The 14801-nt window shown below is 63.1% G+C and carries 15 protein-coding genes; 7 read left to right on the forward strand and 8 right to left on the reverse strand.

Annotation, left to right across the window (positions count from 1 at the left end; translation table 11 throughout):
* From AC07OO_RS24940 to AC07OO_RS24955, 4 genes are all read left to right on the forward strand, one after another.
* Positions 1-308, forward strand: a 308-nt coding sequence (locus AC07OO_RS24940; protein WP_495084875.1) for a hypothetical protein, incomplete at its 5' end; no start/stop codon positions are given.
* A gap of 26 nt (positions 309-334) precedes the next feature.
* Positions 335-1270, forward strand: coding sequence for a MotA/TolQ/ExbB proton channel family protein (locus AC07OO_RS24945; protein WP_495084876.1), 936 nt, complete (start codon positions 335-337; stop codon positions 1268-1270).
* Between the two features lie 6 nt (positions 1271-1276).
* Positions 1277-1717, forward strand: coding sequence for an ExbD/TolR family protein (locus tag AC07OO_RS24950; protein ID WP_495084877.1), 441 nt, complete (start codon positions 1277-1279; stop codon positions 1715-1717).
* A gap of 17 nt (positions 1718-1734) precedes the next feature.
* On the forward strand, positions 1735-2166 hold the full coding sequence (locus tag AC07OO_RS24955) for an ExbD/TolR family protein (protein WP_495084878.1): 432 nt from the start codon (positions 1735-1737) through the stop codon (positions 2164-2166).
* A gap of 34 nt (positions 2167-2200) precedes the next feature.
* Here the strand turns inward: AC07OO_RS24955 and AC07OO_RS24960 are convergent, their stop codons facing one another.
* Positions 2201-2899, reverse strand: coding sequence for a PilZ domain-containing protein (locus AC07OO_RS24960; RefSeq protein WP_495084879.1), 699 nt, complete (start codon positions 2897-2899; stop codon positions 2201-2203).
* 108 nt (positions 2900-3007) lie between these two features.
* Between AC07OO_RS24960 and AC07OO_RS24965 the strand changes: the two genes are divergently transcribed.
* Both AC07OO_RS24965 and AC07OO_RS24970 read left to right on the forward strand, forming a co-directional pair.
* Positions 3008-3562 carry a hypothetical protein gene (locus AC07OO_RS24965; RefSeq protein WP_495084880.1) on the forward strand — a complete coding sequence of 185 codons (555 nt, stop codon included), beginning with the start codon at positions 3008-3010 and terminating at the stop codon, positions 3560-3562.
* A gap of 26 nt (positions 3563-3588) precedes the next feature.
* On the forward strand, positions 3589-4686 hold the full coding sequence (locus AC07OO_RS24970; protein WP_495084881.1) for an NAD(P)/FAD-dependent oxidoreductase: 1098 nt from the start codon (positions 3589-3591) through the stop codon (positions 4684-4686).
* A gap of 14 nt (positions 4687-4700) precedes the next feature.
* Here AC07OO_RS24970 and AC07OO_RS24975 read toward each other — a convergent pair whose 3' ends face one another.
* Both AC07OO_RS24975 and AC07OO_RS24980 read right to left on the reverse strand, forming a co-directional pair.
* Positions 4701-5702: a Bug family tripartite tricarboxylate transporter substrate binding protein gene (locus AC07OO_RS24975; protein ID WP_495084882.1), complete on the reverse strand. Its 1002-nt coding sequence runs from the start codon at positions 5700-5702 to the stop codon at positions 4701-4703.
* A gap of 117 nt (positions 5703-5819) precedes the next feature.
* Entirely contained in the window at positions 5820-6878 is a 1059-nt protein-coding gene (locus AC07OO_RS24980) for a quinone-dependent dihydroorotate dehydrogenase (RefSeq protein ID WP_495084883.1), read from the reverse strand.
* Positions 6879-6929: 51 nt separating this feature from the next.
* Here AC07OO_RS24980 and rpiA point away from each other — a divergent pair, with 51 nt between their 5' ends.
* Entirely contained in the window at positions 6930-7643 is a 714-nt protein-coding gene (gene rpiA / locus AC07OO_RS24985) for a ribose-5-phosphate isomerase RpiA (RefSeq protein WP_495084884.1), read from the forward strand.
* Between the two features lie 48 nt (positions 7644-7691).
* On the opposite strand, the gene AC07OO_RS24990 is transcribed toward rpiA, so the two are convergent.
* The 5 genes from AC07OO_RS24990 to AC07OO_RS25010 form a co-directional block, all read right to left on the reverse strand.
* Positions 7692-8366, reverse strand: coding sequence for a glutaredoxin family protein (locus AC07OO_RS24990; protein ID WP_495084885.1), 675 nt, complete (start codon positions 8364-8366; stop codon positions 7692-7694).
* A 54-nt stretch (positions 8367-8420) separates the two neighbouring features.
* The gene (locus AC07OO_RS24995) at positions 8421-10484 is read right to left on the reverse strand and encodes a M3 family metallopeptidase (protein ID WP_495084886.1); all 2064 of its coding nucleotides are present in this window, start codon (positions 10482-10484) and stop codon (positions 8421-8423) included.
* A gap of 61 nt (positions 10485-10545) precedes the next feature.
* Entirely contained in the window at positions 10546-11412 is an 867-nt protein-coding gene (gene folD, locus AC07OO_RS25000) for a bifunctional methylenetetrahydrofolate dehydrogenase/methenyltetrahydrofolate cyclohydrolase FolD (protein WP_495084887.1), read from the reverse strand.
* Between the two features lie 71 nt (positions 11413-11483).
* Positions 11484-12110: a response regulator transcription factor gene (locus tag AC07OO_RS25005; protein ID WP_495084888.1), complete on the reverse strand. Its 627-nt coding sequence runs from the start codon at positions 12108-12110 to the stop codon at positions 11484-11486.
* A 15-nt stretch (positions 12111-12125) separates the two neighbouring features.
* Positions 12126-14660: a PAS domain-containing sensor histidine kinase gene (locus AC07OO_RS25010; RefSeq protein WP_495084889.1), complete on the reverse strand. Its 2535-nt coding sequence runs from the start codon at positions 14658-14660 to the stop codon at positions 12126-12128.
* Positions 14661-14801: the final 141 nt, after the last annotated feature.

A 14801-nucleotide genomic window follows, 5' to 3' on the forward strand; every position in this document is an offset into this window, starting at 1 on the left:
CCGCCTGCGGAGGCACCCCGGCGGCCGGTGGGCCTGCGGCAACGGGTGGGCCCTCGGGCACAGGCGGCATCTATCCTGATTACATGAAGATGCAGCCGCGCCAGAAGAGCTTTGCCGAGATGGCTAGCGAACAGCTCAACCCCGGCGGGCGCAAGAACAAATTCGCAGGCGCCATTGAAGAGGCAGAACGACCCGACTGCCTGGGCAAGAACCAGACCGGCAGCGTGAGCCAAGGACAGGTCAATTTCAACGGTTTGATGGCAGGCCCGGCACTGGCCGCCCAAGCCTTGCAGGGCAAATGCAAATGAGCAAACACTTCACAGGAAGACTGGCAATGAACTCCACACCCCTCTTTGTTTCCGCGGCTGTGCCCGCAGCCCGCAGCCCGCTGCGCGCATTGGCTGGGCTGGCCTGCGTCGGCGTGTTGGCCGCGGCTTGTCTGGGTAGTCTGCCAGCGCTGGCGCAGACGCCTGCTACCACCACGGCGCCGGCAGCAGCAGTACCGACGCCGGTTGCCAATGCGCTACCGGCGGACAACGCGGCACAGGCCATGTCGTCCGCGCTGGGCGCTGCCAGCGGTGGCGGTGCCAACCCCTATGGATTGCGCCTGGTCTGGGGGCAGGGCGACCTGGTGGCCCGCACCACGCTGATCCTGCTGGGCTTGATGTCGCTACTGAGTTGGTATGTGATCGTGTCCAAGCTGCTGGAGCAGCGCCGCCAGGCCGCGCAAGCGCTGTCGGCCCGCACGGCCTTTGCCAATGCCGACTCGCTGCAAAAAGGTGCCACCGCGTTGAGCAAGGACAGCCCGTTCCGCTTCCTGGTGGATTCGGCCATGGACGCCCTGCGCAAGTACGAGGCCCTGGCCGGGCAGATCGAAGTGGGTGCCTGGTTGAGCCAGGACATCGTGCGCAATGTGGGCACGCTGCAGATGCGCATGCAGTCCGGCTTGTCCATCCTGGCCACGGTGGGCTCTACCGCCCCCTTTGTGGGCCTGTTCGGTACGGTCTGGGGCATCTACACGGCGCTGGTCACCATTGGCTCCACCGGTCAGGCCTCCATCGACAAAGTCGCAGGTCCGGTGGGTGAGGCACTGATCATGACGGCCTTGGGCCTGGCAGTGGCCGTGCCGGCGGTGCTGGGCTACAACTGGCTGGTGCGGCGCAACCGCATCGCGCTGCATAGCGTCAAGGGCTTTGGCTCTGATCTGCACACGCTGTTCCTGATCGAGATCGAAAAGAGCCGGCGCGGTGCCGGTAAGACAACGGCCTGAGCGAACATGGCCATCAGTTTTGAATCGGCTAGTGATGGCCTGATCGGGCCGGACAGCGACGACGAGATGCTGTCCGAGATCAACACCACGCCCCTGGTGGATGTGATGCTGGTTTTGCTGATCATCTTTCTGATCACCATCCCGGTGGTAAACGCTGCGGTGGCCGTGAAGCTGCCGCGTGAGAGCAACCAGTTGCGCCAAGCTTTTCCGGAGACGGTTATCGTGTCCGTCGACGCCAGCGGGGCCAGCTATTGGTTTGACGCCAAACTCTCCGGGCCTGAATTGCTGCAGCAGCGCCTGGCCAAGATCGCCACGCAAATGCCACAACCCGAGGTGCATATCCGTGCGGACGCCCGTGCCGACTTTGCCGCTGTGGCCAAGGTGGTCTATGCCTGCCAGACCGCAGGCATTGCCCGTATTGGCTTTCTGACCGAGCCGCCCCCCTGAGCCGAGCACCCACGACCATGGCCATCGATTTCCACGACGACGCGGGTGAGGACGAAGACCACGCCGAGCCCAGCATGAACACCACGCCGCTGATCGACGTGCTGCTGGTGCTCCTGGTGATGCTCATCATCACCATCCCCATTCAGTTGCATTCGGTCAACATGGATTTGCCAGCCGGCCTGCCGCCGCCCGACGCGCCCGAGCCCGTCGTCGTGCGGCTGGAGTTGTCCAGCACCAATCAACTGACCTGGGACGGCGAACCGGTGGCCGATCGCGCCGCGCTGGACGCACGCTTCATGCTGGCGTCACAGCAACCGGTGCAGCCCGAGATCCATGTGCATGCCGACGCCAAGACCCAGTACAACGCGGTAGCGGCCGTGCTGACTGCAGCCCAGCGCCAAGGGCTGTTGAAGATCGGTGTCGTGGGGCTGGAAGCCTATGCAAAGTAGCACTTAGAGGCCGGTGCCGGCTCGGGTCGTGCTGTCAAGACGCCGGTGTTTGCGGCGGTTGGGTCACAAAGTGCAACACCAGCTTGTCATGCTGGGTCAGGTTCTTGAAGGCCAGCCCCATGTAGTAGGCCCCATCGCTGGCGCCGCGGTTGTTGTGGCAAATGCCGGAGGCCAGATTCAACTGGACCGGCGCGTTGTCAAAGGTCACGGTGATGCCCAGCGTCACCGTGTCACCCACACTGCCCAGTGACGACTCGGTCTTGATCATTGCGCCCTGCGGACTGATGTCCACCAGGCTGGCGGGCCGCGGCCCGGCATCGGCACTGCCGTTCTTGGGGGGGACATGCACGGTGGAAGGCCACGAGGTCTTGGTGCGCATGCTCTGCCGCACCAGCGTGGCGTCTACCATCGCGGGGTAGGCCAACAGCGCGTAGGCAAAGGGCTTCTGGAAGGTCTGTAGCACCTTGCTCAAAAAAGAAAACTCGTATTGGCCAGTAAAGCCCCGCACCACGCAGATTTCGCCGTCCAGCAGCTCGGTCTTGACGCCATCGGGCCCCAGCGGTCCGACCATGACACCCTTGCCCTCGATGGCGCCGTAGAACTGCGCCTCCTTCTTGCTGGCACCTTCTACCAGCCGCCGGGTCTGCAGCGCCATGCCGGTGCGCAGGCCCAGGGCCTTCAGGGGTAAGCGGCTGACGTCGGGACTGGCGGCGGCGGAGTCATCTTGGCTCATGGGTGCGCTTTCGAGTGCTTTATCGGGCTTTCGCGGCTGGGCGAGTGGCTAAGATAGTACACCGCCGGGGCGTCGGTTTTGGGCGCTGGCCGGCTCTAGGAGTTCAAAATGGACAAGCTGGCGATACGCCATACCCTGACTGCTGCAAGCGCATGCTCGCTGTGCCTGATGCTGAGCGCCTGTGCCGATCTGAACGACACCGGCCTGGCGGCTCTGGCCACCCGTGTGCAGGCCTTTGCCGTGGTCAACGAACAACTGGTGCAGGGCGAGATGACGCTTTACCCGGATCACACCGGCACCGTAGCGCTGCGGGCTGGCGAGATAGCGCAGCAAAGCGCTGGACCGGTGTCCGAGTTTTCCGCCCCCAGCCCACCTCCCAAGCCTGCGGCCGAGCGCCCAGTCCTGAACAGTTGTCTGGGGCGTTTTCGTTACACGGCGTCTACCTATGGCGTCATCGATTTGCGCTGCAACGAAGGCTCCGCCGTCGATGTGCGCATGGCGCTCATCGGTGAAACCCGTGGCTATGGCTATGGTCAGACCGCCACCGGCGCTGCCAGCCTGACCTTTGGCATGGGTCCCATGGAGGCTCGGGCCCACCTGGTCGCCCCGGTGGGTAAACAATTGGTGGAAGCCAGCACTGGCCCTGGCCTGGAGATGAAGTGACGTCCGTAGTGTCGGTAGCCTGAGCCGTGGAGCATGTGGACTGCGTGGTCGTTGGCGCCGGCGTGGTCGGTCTGGCTGTGGCACGCGCGTTGGCCTTGGCTGGGCGCGAGGTCCTGGTGCTGGAGGCCTGCAACGCCATTGGCACGCAGACCAGCTCGCGCAACAGCGAGGTCATCCACGCCGGCATGTACTACCCGACCGGCTCGCTGAAGGCACAACTGTGCGTGCGGGGCAGGGCTCTGCTGTATGTCTATTGCCAAGAGCGGGGTATTGGCCACCGGCGCTGTGGCAAGTTCATCGTCGCCACGGCGGCGCATCACCTGGAACAACTGCAGGCTATTCAGGCGCGCGCCGTTGCAAACGGCGTGCACGATCTGGCCTGGCTGGACGCCGAGGCAGCGCAAGCTCAGGAGCCCGCGCTGCATTGCCTGGCGGCCTTGCACTCGCCGTCTACCGGCATTGTGGACAGCCATGGACTGATGCTGTCGCTGTTGGGAGACATCGAGCGTCTGGGCGGAATGCTTGCGGTAAATTCGCCGCTAGCCCTCGCCAAATTTTATGGTAATGCTATTGAATTGGTAGCGACTGATGGTACGCGCCTCTCTGCCCATTCGGTCGTCAACGCCGCGGGCTTGCTGGCACCCGCGCTGGCGGCGCGCTTTACCGGGCTGGATGCCCGCCATGTGCCGCAAGCCTATTTCGCCAAGGGCAACTACTTCACGCTGGCCGGCCGCGCGCCGTTTTCGCGCCTGATCTACCCGGTGCCCGAAGCGGCTGGCCTGGGCGTGCATCTGACGCTGGACTTGGGTGGCCAGGCCCGCTTTGGTCCCGATGTGCAATGGGTGGACGGCCCTGATGACACGACGGTGCAGCCCGCGCGCGGCGATGCCTTCTATGCCGAGGTGCGCAAATACTGGCCCGCGCTACCCGATGGCGCGCTGGTGCCGGCCTATGCCGGCATACGCCCCAAGATCAGCGGCCCGAACGAACCGGCGCGCGACTTCTGCATCCAAGGCCCCCAGGAGCATGGCGTTGCAGGCTTGGTCAATCTGTTTGGCATTGAGTCGCCGGGCTTGACCAGCGCGCTGGCGATTGCCGAGATGGTGGCCGAGCTGTTGGCCTAAGTGCAGGCGTTTCCTCAAACCTTGAACTTCAGCAAGTGCACCATCACCCGCGTGGTGGTCATCTCAAAATCGACAAAGCTGCTGAGGTCGGCCCCGGCCAACCAGGATGCGGTCCAATGGTTTTGTTTGAGTGTGGTTTTCCAGGCCTCGTGCAAGGTTGTGCGTTGCAGGGCCTCCACCATTTCCGCGCGGCGCGGTGCAGATACGCCGGTGCCGGTGAAAACGCCCCGCCAATTGGCCATCTCCACTTGAACGCCCTGGTCGCGCAGCGAGGGTACGCCGAACAGAGCGCGCTTGGACGACAGACCGATGGCGCGCAGTTGCCCTTCGGCCAGCTGCGCGCTGAATTCACTGAAGCCCGATATCCCCACCATGGCCTTGCCACTCAATACTGCGGCTGACACATCTGCGCCTCCGGCAAAGGGTAGGTAGTTCAGGTCTTCCAGGTTGGCGCCCACCGCGCGTGCCAGCACGCCGGCGAACAGATGGTCTACCCCGCCAGCGGAGCCTCCGGCAAGGGGAACGGCCTTGAGGTTTTTGCGCATGGCATCGGCCAGGTCCGCGATGGTTTTGATCGGCGATTGGCTTGCGACCACCAAGACCTCGAAGTCGCTGGTCAAGCGCGCCACCGGCAGAATCTGGCCCATGTCAATGGCCGGCTTTTGCAAGGCCACGGCGCCCACCATCACGGCACCGCCCATGAGCAGGCTATTGGGATCGTCCTTGTACTTTTCGGCGTAGTAGGCCAGCCCGATGGTGCCGCCTTTGCCGCCTTTGTTTTCGTATTCGACGCTGTCCACCACGCCGCTGGACAGCATGGCAGCGCCCAGGGCGCGGCTGGTCTGGTCCCAGCCGCCGCCGGGGTTGGCCGGGATCACGATGCGCAGTTTTTGCGCCAGTTTGGAGGCCGCTTTAACCGTGGATTCAGCGGCTTGGGTCTGCATGCCGGGCCAGGCGGTCCCCATGCAGGTTGCGGCGATGGCGCCTAGGAATTGGCGGCGTTGGGCGTGCTGCATGCGGGCTTCTCCGGGTTGTGGAACCTGGAGCAATGGTGCGGCGGCAGCCTGTCAATCGGCTGTCCAAAACTCTAGGGACAAACCCGGTGCGCAGTACGGCAACCGGGATGCCGACCGTTATCTGCGTGGCACGCGGCCTTTGATGGCCAGAGCCGCGTCCCGCACCAGTTCAGGCCCGCGGTAGATGAGGCCGGTGTAGATCTGCACCACATCGGCTCCCGCCTTGATTTTGGCCACGGCATCGGCGGCGCTCATGACGCCGCCCACACCGATGATGGGGAACTGCGGGCCCAGTGCCGTGCGCAATTGGCCTATCACCCGGTTGCTGGCCTCGAATACCGGCGCGCCGGACAGGCCACCGGCCTCTTCGGCATGGGGCAGGCCCTTGACAGCATCGCGGCCCAGCGTGGTGTTGGTGGCAATGACGCCGTCCATGCCGTGGCGTTGCAGCGTGGCGGCAATGACCGCGACCTGGGCCTCATCCAGGTCCGGCGCAATCTTCACAAAAATAGGAATGCGCTTGCCGTGTTTTTGGGCCAAGGCGGTGCGCCGCTCGGCAATCGCGCTCAGCAGGCCATCCAGCGCTTCGTCGCTCTGCAGGGCCCGTAGGTTTTTGGTGTTGGGACTGGAGATGTTGACCGTCACATAGTCAGCATGCGGGTAGACGCCGTCCAGGCAGATCAGGTAGTCGTCGGTGGCATTCTCGATCGGGGTGGCGGCGTTTTTACCAATGTTCAGACCCAGCAGCAGGGCGGGGTTTTTCTGGCGGCGCAGGGCCGAGCGCTGCACATTGGCCACAAAGGCGTCCAGGCCGTCGTTGTTGAAGCCCAGGCGATTGATCAGCGCGTTGGCCTTGGGCAGGCGGAACATGCGTGGCTTGGGGTTGCCCGGCTGGGCCTTGGGCGTGACCGTGCCCACTTCCACAAAGCCAAACCCCATGGCTGCCAGGCCGTCGATGCAGCGGGCATTCTTGTCTAGACCGGCGGCCAGGCCTACGCGGTTGGGAAAGCGCAGACCGGCTAGCTCAATGGGGTCGTCCACGCGGGCGGCGCAATAGGCCATTTGCAGGGGGGTTCCCTGTGCACGGGCCAAGCCGGCCATCGTAATCTCATGGGCAACCTCGGGGTCGAGTTTGAATAAGGCCGCGCGGGCTAGGCCGTAGGGGACAAGAGACATTGGATAATTCCTGCAATTATTTCGTGTGTGTAACTTCCCCAATTTTCGTCTATGAGCCCAACCACTCCTTCCTCAGCCTCTCCGTCCACGCCTTTGACCCAGGACCAGCTCAAGACTTTGGTAGGCCAGGCGGCCTTGCAATACGTGGTGCCAGGCGAGATCGTCGGTGTGGGCACGGGCTCCACGGTCAACAAATTCATCGACGCGCTGGCGTCTATGAAGGACCAGATCAAGGGGGCGGTCTCCAGTTCGGTGGCCAGTACGGAGCGCCTGCTGGCGCTGGGCATCCCCGTATTCGACTCCAACGACGTGCCGCGCCTGTCGGTCTATATCGATGGTGCGGATGAGATTGATGGCCAGGGCAATATGGTCAAGGGCGGTGGTGCGGCGCTGACGCGCGAGAAGATCGTGGCGGCGCAGTCCGACCGCTTTGTGTGCATTGCCGACGAATCCAAGCTGGTGCAGACGCTGGGCGCCTTTCCGCTGCCGGTAGAGGTGATTCCCATGGCCACACAACGTGTCATCGCCCAGTTTGCCGCCAAGGGTGGTGTGGGCACGGTGCGCCTGAAGGACGGCAAGCCCCTGGTCACCGACAACGGGCAGTTTATTGTGGATGTGACGGGCCTGAAGATCACCGATCCGTTGGCCTTCGAGGCCGAGGTCAGCCAATGGCCTGGCGTGGTGACGGTGGGCGTGTTTGCGTTTCAGCGTGCCCAGGTCTGTCTGCTGGGCACGGCCAGCGGTGTGAAGACGCTGGCGTTTTGATCGTACACAAGCCCCGTCGAGAGGGCTTGTTGTTGAAGGGCTTGCAGCTTAAAACGTGATGCCGGCCGGGTTGGACGGGGTGACCCGGGGCGGTGGTGCCTGGTAGGCGGGTTCTGCGGCAGCAGCTGCAGATGACGCCTTGTCGGATGCCTTGGCAGCAGGGGTTGTGGCTTGCACGACTACCAAGGGTGCTGGCGGGGCATTCCTGTACGTAGCGGGCAGGGTCGAGGTCTTGGGGTAGCCGGCAGCATCCAGGTACTGCGTCCACTCGGAATCGGAGAAGCCTTTGATCTTCTGTCCCCCGATGGTCAGGTAGGGCAGGGAGGTATCACCCATTTGGCGCTGCAAGGAAGCAACATCTTCGTTGGTAGTGACGGTGCGCTCATTGAATGGCACGCCACGACCGGTGAGCAACGCGCGCCCGGTATTGCAGGGCGCGCATTGCGAGCCGGTGTACAGCACCACGGGGTATTTGGAGACGACCTGGCGCAGCTCATACGGCAGGCCGGTGCTGTTGCCTGCTGCGGCTGTAGCGCCTACGCCGGTATTGGCCACCTTGCCCTGCTCGGCACTGGCTGGGGGTTTGTCGGAGAAGGTCACCTTGCCATCGGGGCCCACGATGCGGTAGACGCCTTGTGCCTGGGCACCGCCCAGCGCGGACAGCAGCGCGATGCTACCCAGCAGGAATGCTGTGGCGACGTGTTGCCGGTTGTTGTTCTTCATCTGCGAGCTCCTATTCGATGACCGTAGTGTTGCATAAGACGTCTGTACCGGCGCTTACGCCGTCGCCATGCCCTGGTGGCGCAGCAAGGCGTCCAGCGTGGGTTCGCGGCCGCGAAAGGCCTTGAACGACTCCATGGCCGGCCGGCTGCCACCGGATTCCAAAATGGCTTGGCGGTATTTTCTACCGGTTTCCACGTTGGGCGCACCATCGGGGCCGGCGGTTTCTTCAAAGGCGGCGTAGGCGTCGGCACTCAGAACCTCGGCCCACTTGTAGCTGTAGTAGCCCGCGGCATAGCCCCCAGCAAAGATGTGGCTGAAGGTGTGGGCCGTGCGACTCCATGCGGGTGGGAACATCACCGCCACCTCGTTGCGCACCTGGTTGAGCAGCGGCATGAAATCTTGCTGCGGATCGTGCGCCGTGTGTAGCAGCATGTCGAACAGCGAGAACTCGATCTGGCGCAGCGTCTGCAAACCGCTTTGAAAATTGCGGGCCGCCAGCATCTTGTCGAACAGCGCGCGGGGCAGTGGCTCGCCGGTGTCCACATGCGCTGTCATGTGGCGCAGCACGCTCCATTCCCAGCAGAAGTTTTCCATGAACTGGCTGGGCAGCTCTACCGCATCCCATTCCACACCACTGATGCCGGACACATCGTGCTCATTGACCTGGGTCAGCATGTGCTGCAAGCCGTGTCCAAACTCGTGGAACAAGGTGGTCACATCGTCGTGCGACAGCAGGGCCGGCTGCTTCTTGCCGTCTACTTCGACACCGTCGGCAAAATTGCACACCAGATGGGCCACCGGGGTCTGCAGTTGGGCGGTGTCGGGGCGCAGCCAGCGGGCGCAGACATCGTCCATCCAGGCGCCGCCACGCTTGCCACTGCGCGCCGTCGGGTCCAGGTAGAACTGGCCAATCAATTGCTGGTTGCCGTCGGCACCCGCGCGGGAGATGCGGTAGAACTCCACATTGGCATTCCATACCGGGGCCTGGTCGCGGGTGATGGCAATGTCAAATAGGGTCTCAGATATCTTGAACAGGCCGGCCAGCACCTTGGGCAAGGTGAAGTATTGTTTGACCTCCTGCTCGCTGAAGGCGTAGCGCGCCTCTTTGAGCTTCTCACCAATGTAAGGCCAGTCCCAGGGCTGGGGATCGTTCAATTGCAGCTCGTCCTTGGCAAAGGCGCGCAGATCGGCCAGATCTTTCTCGGCAAAGGGCCGGGCTTTGTGGGCCAGGTTGCGCAGGAAGCCGATCACCGCGTCGGGTGACGAGGCCATTTTGGGCACCAGCGACAGGCTGCCGAAGTTGGGGTAGCCCAGTAGCGCGGCTTCTTCTTTGCGCAGGCTGAGGATGTCACGTATGCCCTGCGAGTTGTCGTACTTCTGGGAGTCCCCCTCCGCTTGGTCCGAAGCACGGGTCACAAAGGCGCGGTACAGCGTGGCGCGCAGTGCGCTGCTGTGGGCGAACTGCATGACGGGCAGGTAGCACGGCATTTTGAGCGTCAGCTTGTAGCCGGTCTTGCCCTCGGCCTGCGCGGTGGCCAGTGCGGTTTGCTGCACATCGTCGGGCACTCCAGCCATCTCGTCTGCACTGGCGTAGTAGCTGAAGGCATCGGTTGCATCCAGCGTGTTTTCGCTGAACTTCTGGCTCAATGCGGCCTGTTGCTCCTGGATTTCGGCAAAGCGTTCGCGTTGGGCACCCACCAGATCCGCGCCGCCCAGCACAAAGTTACGCAGTGCGTTCTTGTGGGCCTGGCGCTGCTCAGCATTCAGGCTCAGTACGTCGATGGCCTTGTACTTGGCATAGAGCCGCTCGTCGGCACCCAGGCGCGTCCAGAACTCGGTCACGGCGGGCAGCGCCGCGTTGTAGGCTGCGCGCAACTCGGGCGTATCGGCGACATTGTTCAGGTGGCTCACGGAACCCCAGGCCCGGCCCAGCCTCTCGGTCGCTACGTCCAGTACCTTGGCGATGGCCTCCCATTGCGCCGGGAAGTCCGGCGCGGTGACCGTCTCCAACGCCGCATTGGTCTGGGCTAGCAGAGATTCGACGGCCGGCGCCACATGCTCGGGCAGGATCTGGTCAAACAGGGGCAGGGTGGAGGAGGGGGTCAGCAGGGGATTCATAGGGCGTCGATTGGTAAGGGGCGGTTTGCTACGGGAGCATATGGGGGCTTTTCCCGCGGAATCAAATGGAAGCTGCTTCGCGCTCCGCCGCTTCCAATGTGTTGACCAGCAGCATGGTGATGGTCATCGGGCCGACGCCGCCGGGTACCGGCGTGATATAGCCTGCCACCTGGCTGACGCCGGCAAAATCGACGTCACCGCATAGCTTGCCGGCATCGTCGCGGTTCATGCCGACATCAATGACCACGGCGCCCGGCTTGACCATATCGGCTGTCAGCACATTGCGCTTGCCCACGGCCGCAACCACGACATCGGCTTGGCGTGTCATGGCGGCCAGGTCGGCTGTGCCGCTGTGGGTGATGGTGACCGTGGCATTGGCCTGCAGCAGCATCATGGCCATGGGTTTGCCCACGATGTTGGAGCGGCCAATGACCACGGCGTGCTTGCCGCGCAAGTCCTTCATGCCGATGGATTCCAGCATCTTCATGCAGCCATAGGGGGTGCAGGCCTTGAAGCCGGTTTCGCCCACCATCAGCGCGCCGGCGCTGGCAACGTGGAAGCCATCGACGTCTTTGGCGGGGGAAATGGCCTCGATGACCTTGTGGTCGTCAATATGCTTGGGCAAGGGCAGTTGTACCAGGATGCCGTGGATGGCGGGGTCGTTGTTCAGCGCGTCAACCCGCGCCAGCAGTTCTGCCTCGGTCATGGAGGCATCGTATTTTTCCAGCACCGAGTGCAGGCCTGCGTCCTGGCAGGCCTTGACCTTGTTGCGCACATAGACCTGGCTGGCGGGGTTGTCACCCACCAAGACCACGGCCAGGCCGGGTGTCAGTCCACGGGCTTTGAGGGCCACCGTACGTGCAGCTACGTCTTCGCGCAGTTGTTTGGACAGGGCGTTGCCGTCAATGATTTTTGCTGGGGAGGTCATGTCGTGCTTTCAAAGGTAAAACGCCCGCAGTCCTTGCGGGGCGGGCGTGGAATGCTATGGCAGGAATAGCGTCAGGTTTTCGGTGCGTTCTGTCCCAGTGCGATCTTGAGCAGGTCGGCCACAGTGTTGGCGCCCAGCTTTTCCATGATGTTGGCGCGGTGCGCCTCCACCGTCTTGATGCTGATGCCCAGGTCGTCGGCAATCTGTTTGTTCAGGCGGCCGGCCACGATGCGCTCCAGCACTTGCGATTCGCGCAGTGTCAGCTTGGACAGCAGGGCGTCGCGGCTGGCGGCCAGTTGGAAGTCGCTGAAAGAGTCCTTGGCGTGGTCCAGCATGCGCTCCACCAGGCCCACCAATTGGTCTTCATTGAAGGGCTTCTGGATGAAGTCCATCGCGCCCTTCTTCATGGTGTCCACCGCCATGGGCACGTCGCCGTGGCCGGTGATGAAGACGATGGGCAGCGGTGAGCGGGCTTCGATCAAGCGGCTTTGCAGCTCCAGGCCCGTCATGCCGCCCATGCGGATATCGACGATCAAGCATGCCACTTCGCGCGCGTCGTAGCGGCTGAGGAAAGATTCTGCGGAGTCAAAACAGCGGACCCTAAAGCCCTTGCCTTCGAGCAGCCATTGCAGCGAATCGCGCACGGCCTCGTCGTCGTCCACAACGTACACGGTACCTTTTTTGGGAAGCAGGCTCATTCGGTTTCCAGGGTTCTAATTGCTTGGGTGCGGTATGCGCGCCAAACTGGGGCTCACTTCGGTCAGCGGTATCCAGAATGAAAACCGGCACCCCGATACATCGTCACCATTGTAGAGGTTCTCCGCTGACATCCGCCCCAAATGGGATTCGACAATCGAGCGGCACAAGCTGAGGCCGATGCCCATGCCGTCGGACTTGGTCGAGTAGAAAGCCTCATACAGTCGGGCCATGACTTCCGGCGCCAAGCCCTTGCCTGTGTCTTGTACTGAGAACTCCACGACCTGCTTGTCTTCCATGATGCGGGGCACCACGCGCAGCTCCACAATGCGCTGCGAGGTCTGGCGCAGCGCCATGTCGATGGATTCAGCGGCGTTGCGCAGCAGGTTGATCAGCACCTGCTCGATCAGGATGGGGTCCACCATCAGCGTGGGCATGCGGGCCGCCACATAGTGGTTCAGCCGCACATTGAAGCGGCGCAGTTCGATTTCGGCCAGCTCCACGGCCTCGGCCACGATGCTGCTGACCTCGGATGGCGTGCGGTTGGGCTCGCTGCGCTTCACAAAGGAGCGTATGCGGTGGATGATCTGGCCCGCGCGCTGGGCCTGTTTGGCGGTCTTTTCCAGTGCGCCCAGCAAGTCTTCTTCGCTGATCTGCTGGGCCTTGATGCGTGACACCATGCCATTGCAGTAATTGTTGATGGCGGTCAGCGGCTGGTTCAGTTCGTGGGCTACGCTGGAGGCCATCTCACCCATGGTGATCAGGCGGCTGGCGGTCTGGGCGCGCTCGGTCTGGCTGGCGGCCTGCTCCTCGGTCAGGCGGCGCGATGTGATGTCGGTGGCGATGACCATTTGCGCCAGACGGCCATCCACCCAGCTCAGGTAACGGGTGCGCACCTCCAGCCACTGGTTCAGCTCGGCGATGAAGATTTCCGCGCTCTCGGTTTCCGTATCGGGCAGGGCGGTGGTGGGCAGGCCGGCAAAGGAATCCACGCTGTCGGTGGACTCGTCATTGGGTGGGGCGTCCGGCACACCGGCCTGAGCCACCAACTGCAGGTGGCCATTGGCTTGCAGGCCAAACCATTGGCGGTAGAGCTTGTTGGCAAACAGCAGTTCGTCACTGCCCAAGGGGGCCACCGAGATGGATGCATCCAGCGCCTCCAGCACGGTGGTGAAGCGCTCGTGCGAGGCCGACAACTGTTCGCGCACCCGGTTGGGCTCGGTGATGTCGGTCATCGAGGTCATCCAGCCGGTCTGCTTGCCCACGGCATCGATCAGCGGTGACACATACAAGCGGGCATCAAACAAGGTGTTGTCGCGGCGCTTGACGCGCACCTGGATGCCACCGGGGGAGGACTTGCCCGACAGTTCCTCATCCAGCAGCGAGTGCAATTGCTCGCGGTCGTTCTCTGGCCAGTAGGGGAAGGGCGCCGTGCGGCCTACCAGCTCGGGCTCGGTCCAGCCCGTCATCTGGCAAAACGCGGCATTCACATAGGTGATGCGGCCTTGCAGGTCCATGGCCCGCATGCCGGTCAGCATGGAGTTTTCCATGGCGCGGCGGAAGGTGGTTTCTGAAATCAGCGCCTGCTGGGCCTGCATGCGCCGGCGTGTGTGGCGCCAGTTGGCGATCAGCATCCAGGCCGTCATCACGCTCAAGGTGCTGACCAACCAGAACAAGCCACTGCCGATGACGCCCAGCGACGCCCGGTATGCCTGGCCGCGCACGACCAGCGCACTGCCCACGGGCGAGACCGGCATGGTGTATTCGTTGGTAGGCCCGGTCCAGGGCAGCAGGTTCTTGACCGTCTTCTTGGCTGGCAGGGCGATACCGGCCAGCAAGCTGCCCTTGGCGTCTTGCAGCGAGATGGCGTAGCGCGAGGTCACCTCGTTGGGCACGCCGTAGCGGTACAGGCCATCCACCGAATACTGGGCCAGTAGTACGCCCGAGAAGCGCGTGCGGTCGGTCAGCGGCAAGTGCATTTGCAGCAGCGGGGTGTCGTTGGCGGTACCTAGAGGCTGCACATACACGGGTTGCTGCAGCTCGCGGGCGGCCAGGAAGCCGCCCAGCGTCTCATTGCGTTGTGCGCCGTCGCTGCCCGCATTCAACTGGTTGCTGACCAGCACGGCCGTACCCAGTGCGGACTTGACCCTCCGGCGCTCGTCGATCCAGGCCAGGCCTTGCAACTCCAGGTATTGGTTCAGCAGCGCGCGGGAGCGGGTGCGGAACTCTTCCACGTCCATCTCGCGGTTGGATATCTCGCGCGCAATGCGCATCAGCTGCTCCTGGCGCTCCAGCAGGCGCAGGCGCAGGCGCTGCTGGGTGTATTCCACATCGCGCTGCACAGCTTGTTGCTCACGGTCCATTTCTTCCAGGCGCAAATAGCCCAGGGCGGCGACGATGGCGGCAAAAAACAACAGTACGGCCAATAGCGGGGCCAGCACGGCCAGGCGGTCCTGGCGGTGCGGTGCCAGCCTGTGCCACCACCGGCGCGCACGGTCCACCGTGTTGAACGCCAGGGGGCTTGGCAGGGAAATCAGCTTGGGCAAGGGCATGGCTCTAGTGTAGGTGAGCCCTCAAAGGTGCGGATTTTTGTAATTCACAATATGAAATCAATATGCGCATATTGAAATTTTAAAAAACCTGTGTGAGAATAGGTAGAACGTACTAAATTGCTTCGACACCAACGAGGAGAC

The organism is Rhodoferax sp. GW821-FHT07G04 (assembly GCF_059418585.1).